Source organism: Pseudomonas sp. PS01303 (assembly GCF_029959385.1).
GTDB classification, from domain to species: domain Bacteria; phylum Pseudomonadota; class Gammaproteobacteria; order Pseudomonadales; family Pseudomonadaceae; genus Aquipseudomonas; species Aquipseudomonas rustica.
Genome location: NZ_JASCPK010000002.1, coordinates 20423 through 38586 on the forward strand (window position 1 = coordinate 20423; position 18164 = coordinate 38586).

General features: G+C 60.8%; 10 protein-coding genes. 6 read left to right on the forward strand and 4 right to left on the reverse strand.

Annotated features, from left to right (window positions below; translation table 11 throughout):
* Positions 1-2: 2 nt before the first annotated feature.
* The gene (locus tag QMX93_RS01060) at positions 3-11339 is read right to left on the reverse strand and encodes a VCBS domain-containing protein (protein WP_282351670.1); all 11337 of its coding nucleotides are present in this window, start codon (positions 11337-11339) and stop codon (positions 3-5) included.
* A 241-nt stretch (positions 11340-11580) separates the two neighbouring features.
* On the opposite strand from QMX93_RS01060, the gene QMX93_RS01065 reads away from it, so the two are divergent.
* From QMX93_RS01065 to QMX93_RS01080, 4 genes are all read left to right on the forward strand, one after another.
* Positions 11581-12078 carry a hypothetical protein gene (locus tag QMX93_RS01065; RefSeq protein ID WP_282351672.1) on the forward strand — a complete coding sequence of 166 codons (498 nt, stop codon included), beginning with the start codon at positions 11581-11583 and terminating at the stop codon, positions 12076-12078.
* 146 nt (positions 12079-12224) lie between these two features.
* The gene (locus QMX93_RS01070) at positions 12225-12995 is read left to right on the forward strand and encodes a DUF2092 domain-containing protein (protein ID WP_159811807.1); all 771 of its coding nucleotides are present in this window, start codon (positions 12225-12227) and stop codon (positions 12993-12995) included.
* Position 12996: 1 nt separating this feature from the next.
* Complete coding sequence (locus QMX93_RS01075; RefSeq protein ID WP_159811806.1) at positions 12997-13578, forward strand: hypothetical protein; 582 nt, start codon at positions 12997-12999, stop codon at positions 13576-13578.
* Positions 13579-13581: 3 nt separating this feature from the next.
* Entirely contained in the window at positions 13582-13827 is a 246-nt protein-coding gene (locus tag QMX93_RS01080; protein WP_282351679.1) for a hypothetical protein, read from the forward strand.
* Between the two features lie 21 nt (positions 13828-13848).
* Here the strand turns inward: QMX93_RS01080 and QMX93_RS01085 are convergent, their stop codons facing one another.
* Together QMX93_RS01085 and QMX93_RS01090 are read right to left on the reverse strand one after the other, a co-directional pair.
* Positions 13849-14511 carry a DUF3313 domain-containing protein gene (locus QMX93_RS01085; protein ID WP_159811805.1) on the reverse strand — a complete coding sequence of 221 codons (663 nt, stop codon included), beginning with the start codon at positions 14509-14511 and terminating at the stop codon, positions 13849-13851.
* On the reverse strand, positions 14511-14825 hold the full coding sequence (locus tag QMX93_RS01090) for a hypothetical protein (protein WP_282351683.1): 315 nt from the start codon (positions 14823-14825) through the stop codon (positions 14511-14513). Before QMX93_RS01090 ends, QMX93_RS01085 begins: the two co-directional genes overlap by 1 nt.
* Positions 14826-14972: 147 nt before the next feature.
* Between QMX93_RS01090 and QMX93_RS01095 the strand changes: the two genes are divergently transcribed.
* Both QMX93_RS01095 and QMX93_RS01100 read left to right on the forward strand, forming a co-directional pair.
* The gene (locus tag QMX93_RS01095; RefSeq protein ID WP_282351685.1) at positions 14973-15695 is read left to right on the forward strand and encodes a response regulator transcription factor; all 723 of its coding nucleotides are present in this window, start codon (positions 14973-14975) and stop codon (positions 15693-15695) included.
* A complete protein-coding gene (locus QMX93_RS01100) occupies positions 15692-17038 on the forward strand; it encodes an ATP-binding protein (RefSeq protein ID WP_282351687.1) in 1347 nt (448 codons plus the stop codon). Before QMX93_RS01095 ends, QMX93_RS01100 begins: the two co-directional genes overlap by 4 nt.
* On the opposite strand, the gene QMX93_RS01105 is transcribed toward QMX93_RS01100, so the two are convergent.
* The gene (locus QMX93_RS01105) at positions 17027-18139 is read right to left on the reverse strand and encodes a helix-turn-helix domain-containing protein (protein ID WP_053120113.1); all 1113 of its coding nucleotides are present in this window, start codon (positions 18137-18139) and stop codon (positions 17027-17029) included. The two genes, QMX93_RS01100 and QMX93_RS01105, sit on opposite strands and share 12 nt — an antisense overlap.
* Positions 18140-18164 lie beyond the last annotated feature (25 nt).

Genomic DNA, 18164 nt, shown 5'->3' on the forward strand with positions numbered 1-18164 from the left:
ATTTATTCGGATCTGCTGCTGTTACCGCTGGGATTGCTGGTATGCAAGCGCTGGGCCGCGTGTCGCAGCTGCGCCGAGAAGCCTTTGCCGTGACGCGTTTCTGCGGGTTTTTCCGCGTGGATCGGATGTTTCGTCATGTTTGCCGGATCCAGCGCAAACAACGATGGATCACTGAGCAAACCGTCGGCGCTCAAATTGGTGCGACCCTGCCGGCCTTGCACCCAGAGCTGGTCGAACTCGCTGGCGCGGCGACTTTCGCGCACCGCTTGCGCCACGAATTGCCCCGGCACCAGACCCAAGCCGTTACCCAACGAATCAACCTCGAATTCCCCCACCGAGGCCAGACGCAAATTACTGCCATCGACACCGTAGCTGGTCAGCTCGTTGACCTCGGCGTAACGCTCGACCACCGGGGTGATGAAGATTGCTGGTTGCGGATCAGGAATCAGGAAATCGCTGGAATCCAGATCACTGTCGCGACTGAAACGGTTGCCGCCATCCGGTGCCGGAATGAACGGCGTGGCGATGTCCAGGGTGATCACCAGTTCGGCCTGATCGCTGGCACCGGCGCGGTCATTGATGGTGTAGGTGAACACGTCACGCAGCACCCTGCCCAGTCCGGCTGCGGCGAGCACGTCCGGGTTGCTCTGATCGATGGTGTAGGTGTAGCTGCCGTTGGCGTTGAGTACGAGCGTGCCGTAGAGGCCTTTGATCGGTTGACCGATCACACCGTCCGCGCCTGAACCCGCTTCGGCGCCGGTGCGTACGCCAACCACGACCAGGCTGTCATTCGCATCGATGTCACCATCGTTGGGCAGCACGTTGCCGGTGGTTTGTGGCCCGGCGATCTGATCGCTGGCGAAGCCGCTGTCGTTGCGTGCAATCGGCGCATCGTTGGCGCCCTGAATGACCACGGTCAAACGCGCGTCGGCAGTTGCACCGGCGGTGTCGACCATGCGGTAGGTGAAGGTTTCGCTGAGGGTTTCACCGGCCGTGCGCAAGGCTTGAACCAGCGGGTTGTTATTGTCGATGACGTAGGTGTAGCTGCCGTCGGCATTGATCGTCAGTTGCCCATAGAGGCCCATCAATACTTGCCCGGCGCCTGCCGACTGACCGCCCTGATTGCTGACGCTCAAGACGTGTTTGCTTTCGCCATTGGCGACGCTGTCGACATCGCTGTCGTTGTCGAGCACGTTGCCGGTGGCGTTGCTGCCCGGAGTACCGTTGTTGACGCCGCCGGCTTCGACAGCCACGGATCCATCATTGACGGCGGTCGGCGTGTCGTTGCGGCCATCCACCGTCACGCGCAATTCGGCGGTGCTGGTTTCACCCCACTTGTCGACGATGGTGTAAGTGAACACCTCCGACAGCGTCTGGCCACTTTGACGCAAGGCTTGCACGGCGGCGAGGCTGTTATTGACGGTATAGGTGTAGCCGCCATCGGCGTTGAGCAACAGTGTGCCGTACTGTCCTTGCAAGGTTGTGCCCACGGTGCCGACCGTGCCGATATCGCTGGTGGTACCGGTATGGATGCCGATCACCGTCAGCGGATCGCTTTCAGCATCGGTGTCGTTGTTGAGGACGTTGCCGCTCGGGTTGACCCCGGGTTGGCCGTTATTGACGCCGCCGGCCTCAACCGCCGTCGCTGTGTCGCCATTGGCCACCGGTGCCGAGTTGCGCCCGCGAATGATGATGTGGATTTCCGCCAGATCATTCTGCCCGCCGCTGTCGGTGACCTGGTAGGTGAAACGCTCGTTGAGAAATTGCAGTGGCCCCAGCGCCAGAACGGTCGGGTTACTGGAGTCGAGGTTGTAGGTGTAGCTGCCGTCAGCGCCGATGATCAACTGACCGTAGAGGCCGTTGATCAGCGTGCCGTTGCTGTTGTCGGTCTCGGCATTGACGTCGGTCAGGGTGCCGTTGGCCCCTTCAGCACCGAAGCGGATACCGGTGACGGTTTTGCTGTCACCCTGATCGACATCGGTGTCGTTGGGCAGCACGTTGCCGCTCGGATTGACCCCGTTGTCATTGCCGTTATCGGCCACGGCGACAGCCAGATCGTCTGCCGCGACCGGTGCATCCCATGCGCCGTCGATGCGAATGCTCAGTTGCGCGGTATCAGTGGCACCGGCGATGTCGCGCATGCGGTAAGTGAAGGTTTCCACCAGCGAATCGCCAGCCTTCAATGCTTGAACCGCCGCCAGATTGTTGTCGAGCACGTAACTGTAAGTGCCGTTGGCGTTGATGGTCAGGGTGCCGTACAGACCGGCGAACGATTGCGTGACGCCAATGGTGGTGAACGTCCCGCCCGCCGCTTCGGTACCACTGCGAATGCCAGTGACCAGCATCGCGTCGTTGGCATCGACATCGTTGTCATTGGTCAGCACATTGCCGGTTGGATTCACCCCCGGCGTGCCATTGAACGTGCCACCGGCCTCGACCGAAACCGAGCTGTCATCCGTCGCCAGCGGGTTGTCGTTGGCACCGCGAATGGTGATGGTCAGCGACGCGGTGCTGGTAGCGCCGGCGAGGTCGCGGATCTGGTAGGTGAACGTTTCGCTGAGGGTGTCGGCGTTACTGCGCAGTGCCTGAACCTGCGGATTGAAGTTGTCGACCAGATAGCTGTAACTGCCGTCGGCATTCAGGGTCAGCCTGCCGTAGGTGCCATTCAATGCACTGCCGACCAGGCCCACCGAGCTGCCCTGATTGAAGCCGATCACGCTGATGATTTCACCGTTGCCATCCACATCGGTGTCGTTGGTCAATACGTTGCCGGTCGGGTTGACGCCCGGCGTGGCGTTGTTCAAGCCTCCGGCTTCGACGGCCGTGGCGCTATCGTTCTGCGCCACCGGCGCGTCGTTGCGCCCCTGAATATTGATATTCAACGTGGCGCGATCAGTGGCGCCTGTCCTGTCGACGACCTCGTAGCTGAACGAGTCTAGGAGGCTGTTGCCAGCGCGCAAGGCCTGGACTTCAGCCATGTTGTTGTCGAGGCGATAGCTGTAGCTGCCGTCGGCATTCAGGGTCAGCCAGCCGTAGGTGCCGCGCAATTCTGTGCCCAGCGTGCCGGCAGTGCCGGTGTCGAGTTCACCGCCGGTGCGTACCGAGAGCACGGCTTTGGTTTCGCCATAGTCATGGTCGGGCAGGTCGCCGGGCACTTCGCCGCCGTCGACATCGGTGTCGTTGTCCAGCACGTTGCCGGTCGGATCCTGGCCTGGAAGCGAGTTGTTGACGCCACCGGCCTCGATAGCCAGACCGCTTTCATCGTTCGCTACCGGGTTGTCGTTTTGCCCACGGATCAACACGATGATTTCCGCCGAGTCGGTTTCCGGGGTCGCGCCAACGCCATCGCTGATGGTGTAGGTGAAGCGCTCCAGCAGTAGATCGACGCCCCGGCGCAATGCCTGAACGTCAGGGTTGCTGTTGTCCAGTTCGTAAACGTAGCTACCGTCCGGGAAAATCGTCAGCGTGCCGTACTGTCCGGCAATGATGGTGCCGCTGGCATTGACGACCGTTTGCGTCCCGGGATCTCCTTCAGCACCTGCCTTGATCAGCGTGACGGTCAGCGGATCACCATCGGGATCGAAGTTGTTGACCGACGCATCGCCGGTGGGATTGACGCCGGGTATGTTGTTGTTAATTCCGCCCTGTTCAGTGGCAATGGAGATCACCGTTTGTGCCACGGGAGGATCGTTGACACCGTGCACGGTGATCACCAGTTGCGCGGTATCCGTCAAGCCGGTGGTGTCGGTGATGCGGTAGGTAAAAAATTCCGTCAAAGTCTGGCCAGCGTTCAATGCCTGCACTGTAGTGTTGGTGCTGTCGACATCGTAGAAATACGAGCCGTCTGCTCCGATACGTAAAGTGCCGTAAAGCCCGACGACCAAGGTGCCGTCGGCCGACGTGGTGCCAGTGGCTACGCCGCTCAGTACGTCGACAGCCGGGTTGTAGCTGGCTTCACTTTTGTTGATGACACCATTGACCAGCAATTGACTGCTTGGCCGATCGTTCTCGTCGACATCCTGATCAATGCCGTTGCCGCCTGGCTGATCGGCGGTGCCGGGCCGGCTCGGGAACTGAACGACGTTGCCGGTAGGATTGCTTTCCGAGGCGTCGCCATTACTGGACGCCGCTTGCGCTTCGGCAGCATCATCGCTGGCCACCGGATTGTCATTAGCACCCTGAATCGTGATGCGCAGTTGCGCGACATCGTCCAGACCGCCAGTGTCGGTGAGGCGGTAGCTGAAGAATTCGATCAGTTGTTCGCCGGCACTCAGGCGCTGCACCGTGGTGTTGGCGTTGTTGATCACGTAGGTGTAAGTGCCATCGGGGTTGATGGTCAACGTGCCGTACGCGCCGATGATATTGGTCGGCCCGGTGACCGCCGTGAAATTACCCGTACCAGCTTCGGCCGCCGCACGGATACCCGTCACGGTGCGGGTTTCGCCATTGGCCACGCTGTCGACGTCCTGATCGTTGGTCAACACGTTGCCGGCGGCAGGGCTGCCGGGGGTGCCGTTGTTGATGCCGCCAGCCTCAACCGCCACGCCGTCGTCATTGATGCCCAGTGGCGTGTCGTTGGCGCCCTGAATGGTTACGGTCAACACGGCGGTTGACGTCGCCCCGGCAAGGTCGGCAAGCACGTAATTGAAGGTGTCTTGCAGGGTCTGGCCGGACAGCCGCAACGCCTGCACGGTGGCATTGTTGTTATCGACGACATACTCGTAGGAACCGTTGCTGCCGATGAGTAATTGGCCGTACAGACCGTTGACGACCACCACGCCGTTGCTCGGTATCGGGATCCCGGCGCCGGGGCCAACCGACACTACCTGCAGCGAATCGGCGTTGGTGGCGATGTCGACATCGGTGTCGTTGTCCAGCACATTGCCGCGCGGGTCGACGCCGGCCGAGGCGTTATTGGTGCCGCCGGCCTCGACGGCTGTGGCGCTGTCGTTGACACCGACCGGGTTGTCGTTGACCGCAGCGAGGACGATTTGCAGAGTGTCGGTGTCGGTCAGCGCATCCGCTGCCGTACCGGGAATACCGTCGCCATCCGCATCGCCGTAATTGCCACGGTCGTTACTGATCACTGTCAGGGTGTCGGTGCCGTTGAAGTTGGCGTTGCCCAGATAACGCAAACCGGCCAGCGCGGTGTTGATGTCGGCGAGGTTGCCGGTCAGGGTCAGGGTGGCGGTGTTGGCGCCAGTGACGGTCACGCCCGGCACGGTTGCACCGAGGAACAAGGTGCCTTGGGTGACTTGCAGGGTCACGCTGATCGCACGGTCGTTGACGTTCGGATCGCGGTTGGCGTCGACGTCGGCAACGCTGATGCCGCCGATCGCCAGCACGATATCTTCCTGACCGTTTTGCGTGCCGGGCAGGGTGTTGACCGGCGCGTCATTCTGTTCGACATAACCGGCGTTGGCGCTTTGCGCGGCAGCATCGCCGAGGCTGATGGTGATCTGACCAAGAGTGCCGGCGTCGCTGTCGACACGCACGCGCAAATCACCGATCGGTTGCGGATAGCTGACCAGGCCGGCCGGCACATCAATGCGGAACACGCCCAGCGGCAGCACGCCGAAACGGTACTGACCGTTGGCATCGGTGAGGGTGGAGAAAATCAGGTTATCGGCAGTGGTCGCCAGATTGCCGTCGGCACCGGCCCACGTCAGGGTCACGGTTTGTCCGGCGAGGCCTGCGCCGTCCGGTGTGGCGCTGGTGGTCGGGCTGGCGGTGTCGTTCCACAAGGTGCCGCTGATCACGCCGAGTCCGGCGTTGTCGCGCAGGATGTATTGATTCGGGCCAACCGTGCTGCCGGTGCGTTCGCCGGTAGTGGTGCCGTCGACGCCGACGCTGTTGCCGCCCCAACTGGTGAAGTCTTCCGGCAGGCTGCTCCAGGTCAGCGTTGCGTTGCTGCTGGCGACAATGGTCGAGTTGGGCAGGGTAACCTGATAGCGCACTTGAATCTGTGCGCCGACGTCGAGCTGGTCGAAATTGACGCTCAAACCGCCGCTGGTACTGAAGCTCACACCCGCCGGCAAATTGCCCGGGCCGTAGGTCACGCCGTTAATGCTGATACTGACCAGCGTGTAGTTGCTGCCGCCAGCAAAGCTGTCGCTGACTTGCGCGTCGAAGGCCGGCAGGCCGCCGTTCTGGGTGAAACTCAGTTGCACCGTGGCGTTGCCGGTGGTGCCGGTCGGATTGGGATCGAACGCAACGATCTGTTTGTCGAGGCCGCTGAAGCTCGGTTCGACGATGCGCTCCACCACCGTGTCGCTGACGGCCCGTCCGCCGCCGTTGACGATTTCCCGGGCGGTCGCCCCCAATTGCACGCCGGCGACGTTGGCGGCAATGTTAGTCACGCGTACGTTGAACTCAATGGAAATACCTTCCAGGTCATCGTCGTCGCCGGCGTTGACCACGTTGCCCAGGTTGAACGTCACCACCTGGCTGCCGTCGGGATTGGTGATCACGGTCACGCGGCTCGGGTCGAACACGCCTTGCGGGGCGGCACCTGAAAGGTTGGCGGTAATCGGCAGGGCTTCCGGGCTGTTTTCGTTGCCATCGATATTCAGCGTGCCCCCGACGATCAGGTTGGCATCACTGCTGAGCCCACCGTTGGAAATGAAGGCGATGCGCAGCGCATTGACCAAGGCGTCCGGGGAGATGAATTGCAAGCCGTTGGCCAGGGTGATCTGTATCTGGTAATTGGGGTTGTCACCCTCGGGCACGACCACCACGACACGGTAGCGGATGACTTCGCCGACCGTCACTTGCTCGACAATTGCCGTGGTCGGCGAGGGCGCGGCGGTGTCTGGCAGACCGCCGACCCGGGAAATCTCGATGGCCTGGGCCACAGGGATAATCAACGTCGAGAGGTTGCGGTAATCGTTGAGTGTGCCGCCATTGAGTGTGCCGTCGACACCGGTACGCTCACCGGCATTGGCGCCATCAAGGCTGGTCCACTGCACGCTGGCGACGTTGGCGATATTCGATTGCGCGGCAGCGCTGGCGTTGACGACGCCCGACAGGCGCAAGACGATGCTGCCACCCTTGGCGATGTCGATATTGGCGCCGTTGGCGGTCACCAACTGGCCATTGATGATCTGGAAATCGACGCCGCCGTTGTTGGTGGCGCCGTTCTGATACAACACGCCCACCAGCGTCACGTTGCTCAATTGGGTCGGGAGGTTGTCGAGGAAACTGATATCGAACGCGGTGAAATCGTTGCTGCCATTCCCATTGCTGATGGTAATGGTGAACGTCACCGTATCGCCCTGATCGTAACCACCGAGGCCAGAGGTCGAGGTGATCACCTGGTTGATCTGCAGCGTTGGTTCGCGCACGGTCACAGTGGGCTGGCCACCAGTGAGCGCGACGTTACGATCCTGCGCGACCGTGCCATTCGGCGTGCTGCCATCAGGGTCGCTGTAGGTCAGTTGCGCATTGTTTTGCAGGGAGACGCTGGCCTGGTTGGCGATGACGTTATTGGCCACCAGTTGCAGGCGAATCACAAAGGTGTTGTTGCCAGTCACGTTGTCGGCCGAAACGCTGGACACGCTGAATGTCCAGCGCGCATCGACACCGTCAGCGCCCAATGCGCCGCCGACACCGGCGAATCCGCTGATCAACACGCTACCGGCAAAATCGGCTCCAAGTGCGCCGCTGCCGGCGCGGGTGGTGATGATCTGATAACCGAGGCCGCCGTTGAAACTGGTGTCCAGACGCATGCCCGGTGGAATCAGATCCTGAATGCGCAGGTTCTGCGTAGTGCCTTCGGGCAGGCTGATGACGATGTCGTAACGCATGCTTTCGCCGACCACCAGATCGCTGCCGGTGGTGTGTGTGGCGCTGGAATCGCCGTTGTCGAGGGAACCGTCGGCGAAGCCTTTTTTGATCACTGGCGCGGCGACTTGCTGGTTGGCCAGATCGGTCAGATCGGTCGGGGTGAAATCGGTGCCATTGTTGACGCTCGCGTAGTTGTTCAGGGTCGCACTCGATTGCAGGGTGCGATTGGCTTCGATGGTGCTGCTGACCACCACGTCATAACTGATCACCACGACGTTGGCGCCGCTGGTGTCAGCGGCGGTGCCGGCGCGTCCGGCGAGCAAAGTCGCCTGTCCGCCGGCATCGAGGAAGGTAATCTGGTTGCCACTGACGCTGTAATCAGTGCCGAGTACCAACAGGGTGCCGTCACCGCGATAGATCTGCAGATTGGCCGCGGCCAGACTGCCGCCAACAAAACTCAGCCCCGTGGGCAGGGTGATGCTGGTGCCGACATCGAACGCGCCGCCGCCACCGGTGTTTTCAATCGCGGTGACCAGGCGCAGGCGATCAGCGCCGTCAATGTTGCTGATGTTGCCATCGACGGCGGCCAGGTTGGTGACGCTGCCATTGAACGGTACTCCGGTGCTGCCCGGTGGATTCCAGCTGCCGGTGGTGCCGGTGACGGTGCCGTTGGTGCCTGAAACTACGCCGTGTTTGATGTTCAACACTGGCTCTGCGACGGAGACGATCGCCACCACGTCCGAGGAAATCAACGTGCGGTCGGTGAGGGTGGTTTGCTGGGTCGATTGCGCCAGCACATCCAGCGAGCGCTGGTCGGCAAAGGGTTGATCGCCGACGCGCACGGTAAAGCGAATGACAATGCGACTGCCGGTGGTGGTGTTGGTGGCAAAACTGCCGAAGTCGAACACCACCGAGTTGCCGTCGGCGCTGGTCACGCTGACGACGCCGCCGGCATTGGTATTGCCCGGGCCCAGTTGCCACTGACCGACATCGCTGCCGCTGCCCCAGGTCACGCCGTTTACGTTGAACAGCGGCAATGGCAGATACGCGGTAAGTTTGAATTGCTCGTAGTCACCGGTGACCAGGTCATAGCTCAGCTCGAACGTGACTTCATCGCCCGGACGCAGTTCGCCGTTGCCGGGTGGTGTGCCGTTATTGACCTCGACCAGACTGATGTCGACGGTACTGGTCGGAATCACGCTAGTCGTCGAGGAACCGTCGGTTTCGCTTTGACCGGTCAGGTTGAACTGATCCACCAGCAACGTGCCATCGACAGTGGCCGTGTTGCCCAGCTCATCGCCTTCATTGATGTCCGGTTGCGGGTTGCCCGACGGTGGCTTGTAGGTCTGACCGACCACGGCCGAATAGCTCAACACCGCGAGCACGGCGCCTTGCAGCGTGTCGTCGAAGGCCAGATCGCCGTTGAGCCAGCCGCGGATATTATTCGATGAATTACGCAGCGACTGGCCGATGTCGAACACGATCGAGGTGCTGCCGTCAGCGTTGGCCACTGACGTGGTCACCAGGTTAATGGTTTGCGCAACGCCATTGATGGTCACGGTGACGGTCGGCGTGCCGCTCAGGGTCTGGCCGTCGCTGAGTTGATCGCGCACCACCAATTGCCCTTCGTTGAAGAAGTCCTTGCCGAAGGCGAAGTAGTCGGAAATCGCCACATTGAGGCTGTATTGCAGCGTGTCGCCCGGGCTGATGCCGACGTGGCCGATATCGGTTTGCATCGACACGGTTTTCAGCAGCGTGATCGACTTGGCCACAAACTGTGTGCCCAGGCCGGTGCCGCTGAAATCAATGGTGGTGTTCGGTGCGGTCACGTCGCGCGGATCAAGCGGCGTCCATTGCCCGGACGCGGTCGGAGGGCCCATGGTGATCGTGACAGCATCACCGGTGACCGGGTTGATCACTGGCTGACCGTTGGCATCGACTTCTGGTACGTAAAACGCAACCACGGTGTCGGTCTTGCCGGTGAGGGTGGCGTACTCGACCGTGAACGAATTGATGTACACGTCGTTCGCGGCCAGCAACACGTCAATTTGCGCAGGATTGCTGACCACGGTGCCGTCGTGCAGGGTGATCGACGCGAGACGGCCACCGGCCCCCGGGGTAATCGAATTAACCTGAATGTTGTCAGGCAGCGGTTGGGTGATGACCACATTGGTCAGGGTCTGCCCCGGCGCGGGTGTGGCCGACAGCGTCAGCGTGCGCGCGTAGTTGGGGCCGCTGACCGTTTCGCCTTCGGGAGTGTTGATGATTTCGCTGACGGTGATGACGGTCGGATGCACGACAAACGCTGCGGTACCGGCTTGAATCAGGCTTGGGTCGTTGGTCGGATTGTCCAGCGCATCGTTGCCGAACTCGAAGCCACCGCTGGCGCGTAAGGTCAGGTCAGGTGTGCCGTTGGAAAAGGACGTGTCGGCCAGATTGCTCAGGCTGGCGGTGACCTGCACGCTGATCAGCGGTTGCTGGTTGGTAACACTGGCAAACGGCAGTTCGATCACCACCAGTTTGTCGCCGGCGCGCATGCCGTAGCTGGCGGCATTGATGATCAGAAAGTTGCCGCTGGCGTCTTTTGCCAGCGGGTGGGTCGCGTTGCCATTGGCGTCAAACGTCAATACTTGGGCGGTCAGGTTCTGACCAAGGAACGTGGCGGAGATGAAGTTGACGCCGTCATCGCCATCCTTTCCGGTGGCCGGCATGGCCAGGTTGATGAAGGGCGCGAAACCGGTTTGGCCCGAGGTGTTGCTGAAATTCACGGTAAAGGTGAACCGCTCGCCGATCAGCACATCGGTGCCGGCGGTGGTGACGGTCGCAGTGGGCGCAGCGTCGGCCAGCAAGCCATCGAAGTGGCTCATGGCCAGGCCGCTGATGGCGATGCTCTTGTCGATGTCGCCGACTTTGGTTTCCAGCGTCCAGTCGCCGCCAGCCTTGGCACTGCCGGTGTCATTGCTGGAGGCGCCGACATCGGCACCTGTCCAGCGCGCCAGTTCGGTGACCAGCGTTTGCCCGGCAGCCCCAGCGCCGACGTCGCAGCCGTACAGTTGAATGTCCGCACCCTGCGTGAGGTTGCCGCGCCATTGTTCGAGGGTTTTGCTGAGGGAGTCGACGTTGTCCGAGGTAATGGTGCGATTGCCGAGGGTGAACTGGCCGGATGCGCCGTGGGACATCACTTGTATTGAGTCGACCTTGCCCAGTTGCGCCAAAGCGGCAGAAATGGCGGCGAGACCGTCCTCGCCGACGTTGACCACAATCGCCGTGACATTGCCGGGCAATTGCGCCAGCAGTTGGTCGCGGTTTTCGATTCGACTGTCGATCACCAACAGGCTGCGCGCGGCAGAAGGCGCCTGTTCTGGCGTGGCGCGGGCTTCGGTGGGCGGGACTTGTGCATCGACCGCTGCCGGCGGCGCAGCAGGGTCGCTGTGATGCTGGTCGACAGCGGCAGACGCGGCGGCGCCGTCAAAGAGAATCCGTGGCTCCAGCGCAAGGGCCTGACGTTGTGGGCGCAAATGGGAGCCAAACTGCGAACGAGGAGACTCTTGCATCGTTTCCATACCTCTAACTGCGTGGTCAGAAATTTCGTCCGTATCAAGTCCTTTACGAACAGATTCAGCGTAGGGGCTTTCTTGTGATTTTCCAGTTTGTTGAGGCTGTAGCCCATGCAGAAGCGGATTGGGTTGGCCAAGTCGTTGGCGGGTGTGTAGGGTCGGGCGCGGGCAACAAAGCCATTTCGGAGAATTCCGGGTATCAACAGCAGGGCCTTACAGGAGTGAACGTGAAGATGGAATGCTGCAGGAAATGGTTTTGAAGACGACTCGACTACTGGTTGCTTTGGTTTTGGTGATAGTGGCGGGTTGCCACGGCGATCGGGATTTCGATTACAACGAGCGCGTCATGCCGCAATACCTTGCGCACCGGGACAAGGTTAATGAGGTTCAACAAAGGGTCGAAAGCGGGGAATTTACCTTCGATTACTACTCGTTGAAGTACCGGACGATGCAACGCTTGAGTGAAGCAGCGCGGGAGGCCACGGCAGAGGTCTATAACCTGCCCCACAGTGCCCACGCCAACGGCTTTTCTCAGGCGTTGGCGCGCTACTACGAGACTGAGGCGGTCTACTATCTGTGGGTCAAGCGCTACATCCAGAAGAAGGGTAATTTCAACGGGTTGATGTTGCTGACAAAAATTAACACTGCGCACGCAAAACTCCTGGAGCTCTCGCAACAGGTTCAACTGACTCAACTTGAATTCTTCAAACTGGCCGGCATTCAGACGCCCGGCTAAGGCGCTTGAGCAGGGCGGACCATTGGCGCACTGCAAGACAGCGGTCTAGGCTGAACTTTCCGGCGCGCGAACCTTGGCGAAAACCCTCAATCGCAGCGTCGCAATTTACCGGGAGCGACGGCCCGACTGGGCCAGGAGTGGGATCCATGAAAGCCGGAACACCTGTTTTGTGCCTGTTCTTCAGCCTGATCCTCAGTCCCGTGGTGCATGCCGACGATCCGCCGGCAACCGACGACAGCCCGCCGGTCAACCCGCAGGTGGTCGACAAGCTCATCGACATGGGCAATTACCTGCGCAGCCTGCCGAAGTTTCAGGTCGATGCCGATGTGTCGCGGGACACCGTTCTGGAGTCCGGGCAGAAAATCAAAACCGAGTCGTCCAATACCCTGAAGGTCGTCGGCCATGACCGCATGTACGCCAAAACCGAAGGCGATGTGCGCACTCGCGAGTTTTTCTACAACGGCAAAAAACTCACTCAGTATTCGCCGTACCTCAAGTACTACACCACCGTCGATGCGCCGCCGAAGGTCGCCGAGGCGCTGCACATGATCGAGGATCACTACGGCGTGCAAGTGCCGATGGAAGATCTGTTTTTGTTCGGCAGCGACCAGTCGCAGATTGATGCGCTGAAAGCGGCGCTGTACGTCGGCCCGTCGACGATTAAGGGGCAACTGTGCGATCACCTGGCGTTTCGGCAGGAGGGCATTGACTGGCAACTGTGGATCACCCGCTCCGACAAGCCGTTGCCGTGCAAACTGGTGATTACCACCACCGACGAAAAAAGCTCGCCTGAATACAGTGCCGTGTATCACTGGAATCTCAAGCCGACGATTGCAGATTCGATCTTCACCTTCAAACCGGCCAAAGGCGACGTGGCGATCGCGATGAAGAAAGCCAGCGATCAGGGAGGGCAGTGACATGATCAAGTCAATGTCGTGGAGTTTGTGCATCTCACTGGCGACCGCTGCGCTGCTGACCGCCGGCCTGATCGCTGAAGCGGACGCCAGACCCATGCGCGCCCAAGGGCATGCGCGAGCCTCGGTCAACCGCGCCCCTGCGCCGAATGTACATCGCGCGCAACGGATCAACCCGCCGCAGCGGGCGAACGTGAACGCTGGCAATCGGGCGCACGCGGGTAATCGGGTCAACTCGGGCAACCGGGTCAATGCCGGTAACAACGTCGGCAATCGCAATTACGTCAACAACAGCACACGCAATGTGAACGTCAATAACCACCGTGACGTCGACATCGACGTGGATGGTCATGGTCGCTACGGCTACGACGACCATTACCACCCGATAGCAACCGCCGCCGCCGTGACGGCCACCGTCGCGGTGACGGCAGCGGTAGTCGGTTCCATAATGACGCCTGCGCAAATGCCCAGCAGTTGTACGCAGGTCATCCGTTACAACGTCGCCTACATGCAATGCGGCTCAACCTGGTATCAACCGCAGTATCAGGGCAGCGACGTGACCTACGTGGTGGTCAACGCGCCATAACCCATGCAAGAGCAAGCGTGCCCGCAAAAAACCGCCGTCCCGATCAAACGGAGCGACGGTTTTTTAGCAGAAGCCCCTTCAATCCCTGTAGGAGCTGCCGAAGGCTGCGATCTTTTGATCTTGCTATTAAAGATCAAAGGATCGCAGCCTTCGGCAGCTCCTACAGAGGTCAAAAACGTCTACTACTCGATGCAAATTGGGCAGGCCATGGCGGAATCTTCGCGAGCATTCAGCGTCGATGTTGAATGACCGGATGCGTTCGCGAGCAAGCTATTTATGGAGGGCGGTATAGGACTGGCTCAAATCGCTGGCCCAGCCATCGAGCACCACTTTGATGTCATCGGCCTTGAGGATTTGCTTGTCATTGTCCAGCGGCACCCCGGTGCCTTTGCGCACGACTTCGGCAACCACTTCACCGGTCGAGCCATCCTCAAACGACACTTCGGTGCTGATTTCACTGTCCTGATCGCGGATCCCGGTGGCCGTGCTCACGCCAGCGGCGACGAGGGTCACCGGCAACCATTCATAGAAGCGCAAACCTTGGGTGCTGGTCGCCACCCGGGTGATGGCGGGTCTGACAATTAACGTGTTCGGGCCGGGTTTGTTGACGATGTGCAGCACCTTGCCCAATTCGAGCCTGAGCGCCGCGTCGTAGTAATCGGTGACGCCAGCCAGCGTGCTGAGGGGTATCCGTTCAGTCGGGACGGCGTTGGGGTAAAACTGGCTCGGCGCCAGATAGACCTGGGTATAGCGCGCTCTGGCCAACGCCGGGCTGACCCAACTCAGCACCGGTTGACCCGAAGGCGAATGGCGTTCGGTCAGCACGCTGTAGCTCTGCAGAAATCCGCTTTTCGGTTCAACTTTGTTATTGCTGCAGGCTGACAGACTCAGGGTGGTCGCCATGACCAGCGAGAGTGAGCGAATGCGCATCATCAACGTGCTTCCTTTTGGTGAGACGGGGTGTTGTCCGAGCACTCGATGTGCAGATGACCGTGGCTCATGACCCACTCGATAAGGTCCGCGGTAGAAATGCTGTGAACGTACTCAACCCAGTGCGCATTGGTCGGGCTGAAGTGCTCGAAATAACGACGCAGGACGACCCGGGTCTGATCGTTGGAAACCCCCAGGCATGACTCCTGAAAAACGATCGGCGTATCGTGGCCCAACGCGCCGGTACGCTGGCTCAGAATCAATGGGCGATTGGCGGTGTGGCTTTTGCTGTTATGGCCGCTGTTGAAATCCATCATGCAAACCCTTTGGATTGGAATGCGCACAGGGTGCCCGAGGGTTTTTGCCGGACGATGTCCGCTTGATGTCGCTCCGGACGAAATGTTGCTCGATTGAAATAAATGACCCGCAGCGGCAAATGGCTTTAGATTGGCGGCTTTCGGTCCATGGATTTTGTACCCGTGAGCAAATTGCTGTTCGTCGACGATGACGTGGAAATCCTCTCCCTGTTGAAGAAGTTCTTCACCCAGCACGGCTATGACGTCGATGTTGCTGAGAACGGCGAAGCGATGTGGGCGGCGATCGCGCAAAGCCGCCCGGACACGCTCATTCTCGACGTGATGATGCCCGGCGAAGGCGGCCTGAGCCTGTGCCAGAAAGTGCGGGCACAGATGGGCATTCCGATCATCATGCTCACGGCGATGGCCGAACTGAGCGATCGCATCGTCGGCCTCGAACTGGGCGCCGATGATTACCTGACCAAACCGTTCGCCCCGCAGGAATTGCTTGCTCGTGTCCGCGCATTGCAACGCCGCGCCGGTGAACAGGCCAGTCCGGTTGAGCCGTCGCGACCGGTGATTGCCTTTGCCGGTTGGCATCTGGACATCACTTGCCGCGAATTGCGCTCACCCGAAAACGTGATGATTCCGCTGTCCGGCGGCGAGTTCGATCTGTTGGTGGTGTTCCTCGATCATCCGCAACGCATCCTCACGCGCGAACAGTTGATCGACCTGACTCACGGCCAAGGACATGACGCTTTCGACCGCAGCATTGATGTGCAGGTCAGCCGTTTGCGCCGCAAGATCGAGCCCGACTGCAAACGTCCGGATCTGATCCGTACGGTGCGCAATGGCGGCTATATGTTCACTGCCAAGGTCAGCCGCACGTGATCGGGCGGCTACTGCGCGGCGACACGCTGCGGCGACGCATTGCCCTGACCATCGTCGCGGCGATGCTCGCATCGGTGGCGTTGAATGCTTTGTTTATTCAAGTCGCCGGCATCTGGGCTCGTCCGCCCATCGAACGCACCGGCCTGCTCGAGCAGATCGCCGTCACCTCGCGGCTGATCGAGGTCGCGCCCGCTGACTTGCGCCCGCAACTGGCGCAAGCCGCCAGCAGCGACATGCTGCAAGTCGTGTGGAAGGCGCAGCGCGCCGATTTTGGTTTGCCCAACGACGGCGCCCGCGTGGAAGCGAGTCGGGTGCCGGTGCTGGAGCAGTTGTTGGGGGGAGATCGAAACATCGAAGCGTTCAACCCCGGTGACTGGACGCGGGACAATCCTCAGGCGCATTACGCCGCGCTGGTGCAATTGGTCGATGGCAGCTGGTTGTCATTCACCCCGCCTGAAAGGAGTTGGGGCCTGGAAATCGGCACGCGGATCGCGATCATCATCGCCTTGGGATTGATCGCCACGTTCCTCGTCGCCTGGGTCGCTACCCACCAATTGGCTAATCCACTGCAACGCTTTGCCACTGCCGCGAGACGCTTCGGCACCGACTTGCGCGCACCGCCGATCAAGGTCGAAGGGCCTCACGAGATTCGCCAGGCCATCGTCGCCTTCAACACCATGCAGGCGCAGATTCAGCATTTCATTGCCGAGCGCACGCACATGCTCGCTTCGATTTCCCACGACTTGCGCGCGCCACTGACGCGCATGCGTCTGCGCAGCGAATTCATGGAAGACCTCGACCATCAGCGCAAACTGATCCGCGATGTCGAAGAGATGCAATCGATGATCAACGCGGCGCTGGAGTTCTTCCGCGAGGACACCCATCGCGAGGCGACAACGGCGTTCGATCTGTCCGAGTTGCTGCAAACCATCGTCGACGATTACCGCGACCAGCATATCGAGGTCGACTTCAACGGCCCGGCGCATCTGGTTTACAACGGCCGGCCGCTGGGTATCAAACGGGTAATCGTCAATCTGCTGGAAAACGCCGTGAAGTACGCGCGCAACCCGCGCATCACTTTGAGCCGTGATGATTACGCGATTCGCATCGAGGTCAGCGACGAAGGGCCGGGCATTCCGGAAGAGGCGCTGGAAAAGGTCTTCGATCCGTTCTTCCGTCTGGAGACTTCGCGCAACCGCAGCACCGGTGGCGTCGGCCTCGGACTGTCGGCGGCGCGAGCGATCATACGGGAGCAGGGCGGTGATCTGACGTTGCGCAATCAGCGCCGCAAAGGTTTGGTGGCGCGCGTCGAGCTGGCCGTCGCGCCGATGCTATTGGGCTAACCACTCCAGCGCGATGCCGACGCGGGAGGATTGCCGGCGATCTAACGGTTCAGGTGCGTCGGTCTGGTTGCGATAGCCATTCGGGCTCGTAGCGAGATGCTTCTGGAAGGTGCGGCGCATGCGTTCCTCGCGACCAAAACCGACGGTTTCGGCGATTCGCTTGATCGGTTCATGGCTGGTTTTCAGCAATCGGCAGGCCGCCTCAAGACGCAATTGTTCGACCGCTTGCGCCGGTGTCTGCCCGGTCGCGGCGACATAGGCGCGGGCGAAGTGCCGAGGACTCATGCCGAATTGCTCGGCCAGTCGTTCCACGCGTAAATCTTCGTTGAGGTGCCCGGCAATCCACGCGTGCAGCCGCGCCACGCGCACGTCCGGATCGGTGCGCAAAGCACTCGATTGTGCGTTGAGTGAGGCGCTTAGCTGCGGTTGTTCCGCGCCGCGCCAGAGGAATACCGTGAAATAACGCGCCAGTGACAACGCCGCTTGCGCGCCCAAATCCTGCTCAACCAGCCCCAATGCCAAATCGATGCCCGCCGTCGCGCCGCCACACGTCCACAGATTGTCGTCGTGCAGGTACAGCGCGTCGGTCTGGCAGCGCACCGCCGGATAACGCGCCTGCAATTCAGCGGCGAATTTCCAGTGCGTCACCACTTGGCGCCCGTCGAGCAATCCGGCAGCCGCGAGGGCAAAGGTGCCGGTGCCAATCGAGCAGAGCCGGCGGATGTTTGCAGAGCGAACCCGCAACCAGTCGCAAGCACGCTCGTCAGCTTCAAGTGCCGCCATGCCCGGGCCGCCCGCGACTATCAGCGTATCGATCTGCGGCGCCATTTGATCGATTTGCTCAAGCGAGCACGTACTCACGCTGATCCCCGAAATCGACATGACCTGACCACCCTGCGCCGAGGCGATCAACAGTCGGTAGGGCGGGCTGTCGATGAACGCTCCGCCGAGCACGCGCGGGATCGCCGCAAAAACCTCCAGTGGCCCGGCCGCGTTGAGTAACAGCAAATCATCGAACGCCAACACCACCACGGTACGCACGGGCTGCGGCGCGATGTCCGGGATGGCAGGAAAGGAGGGGTGTTTGGCATGGAGCGGCACGGCGGGCCTCGACATACTGAATTCA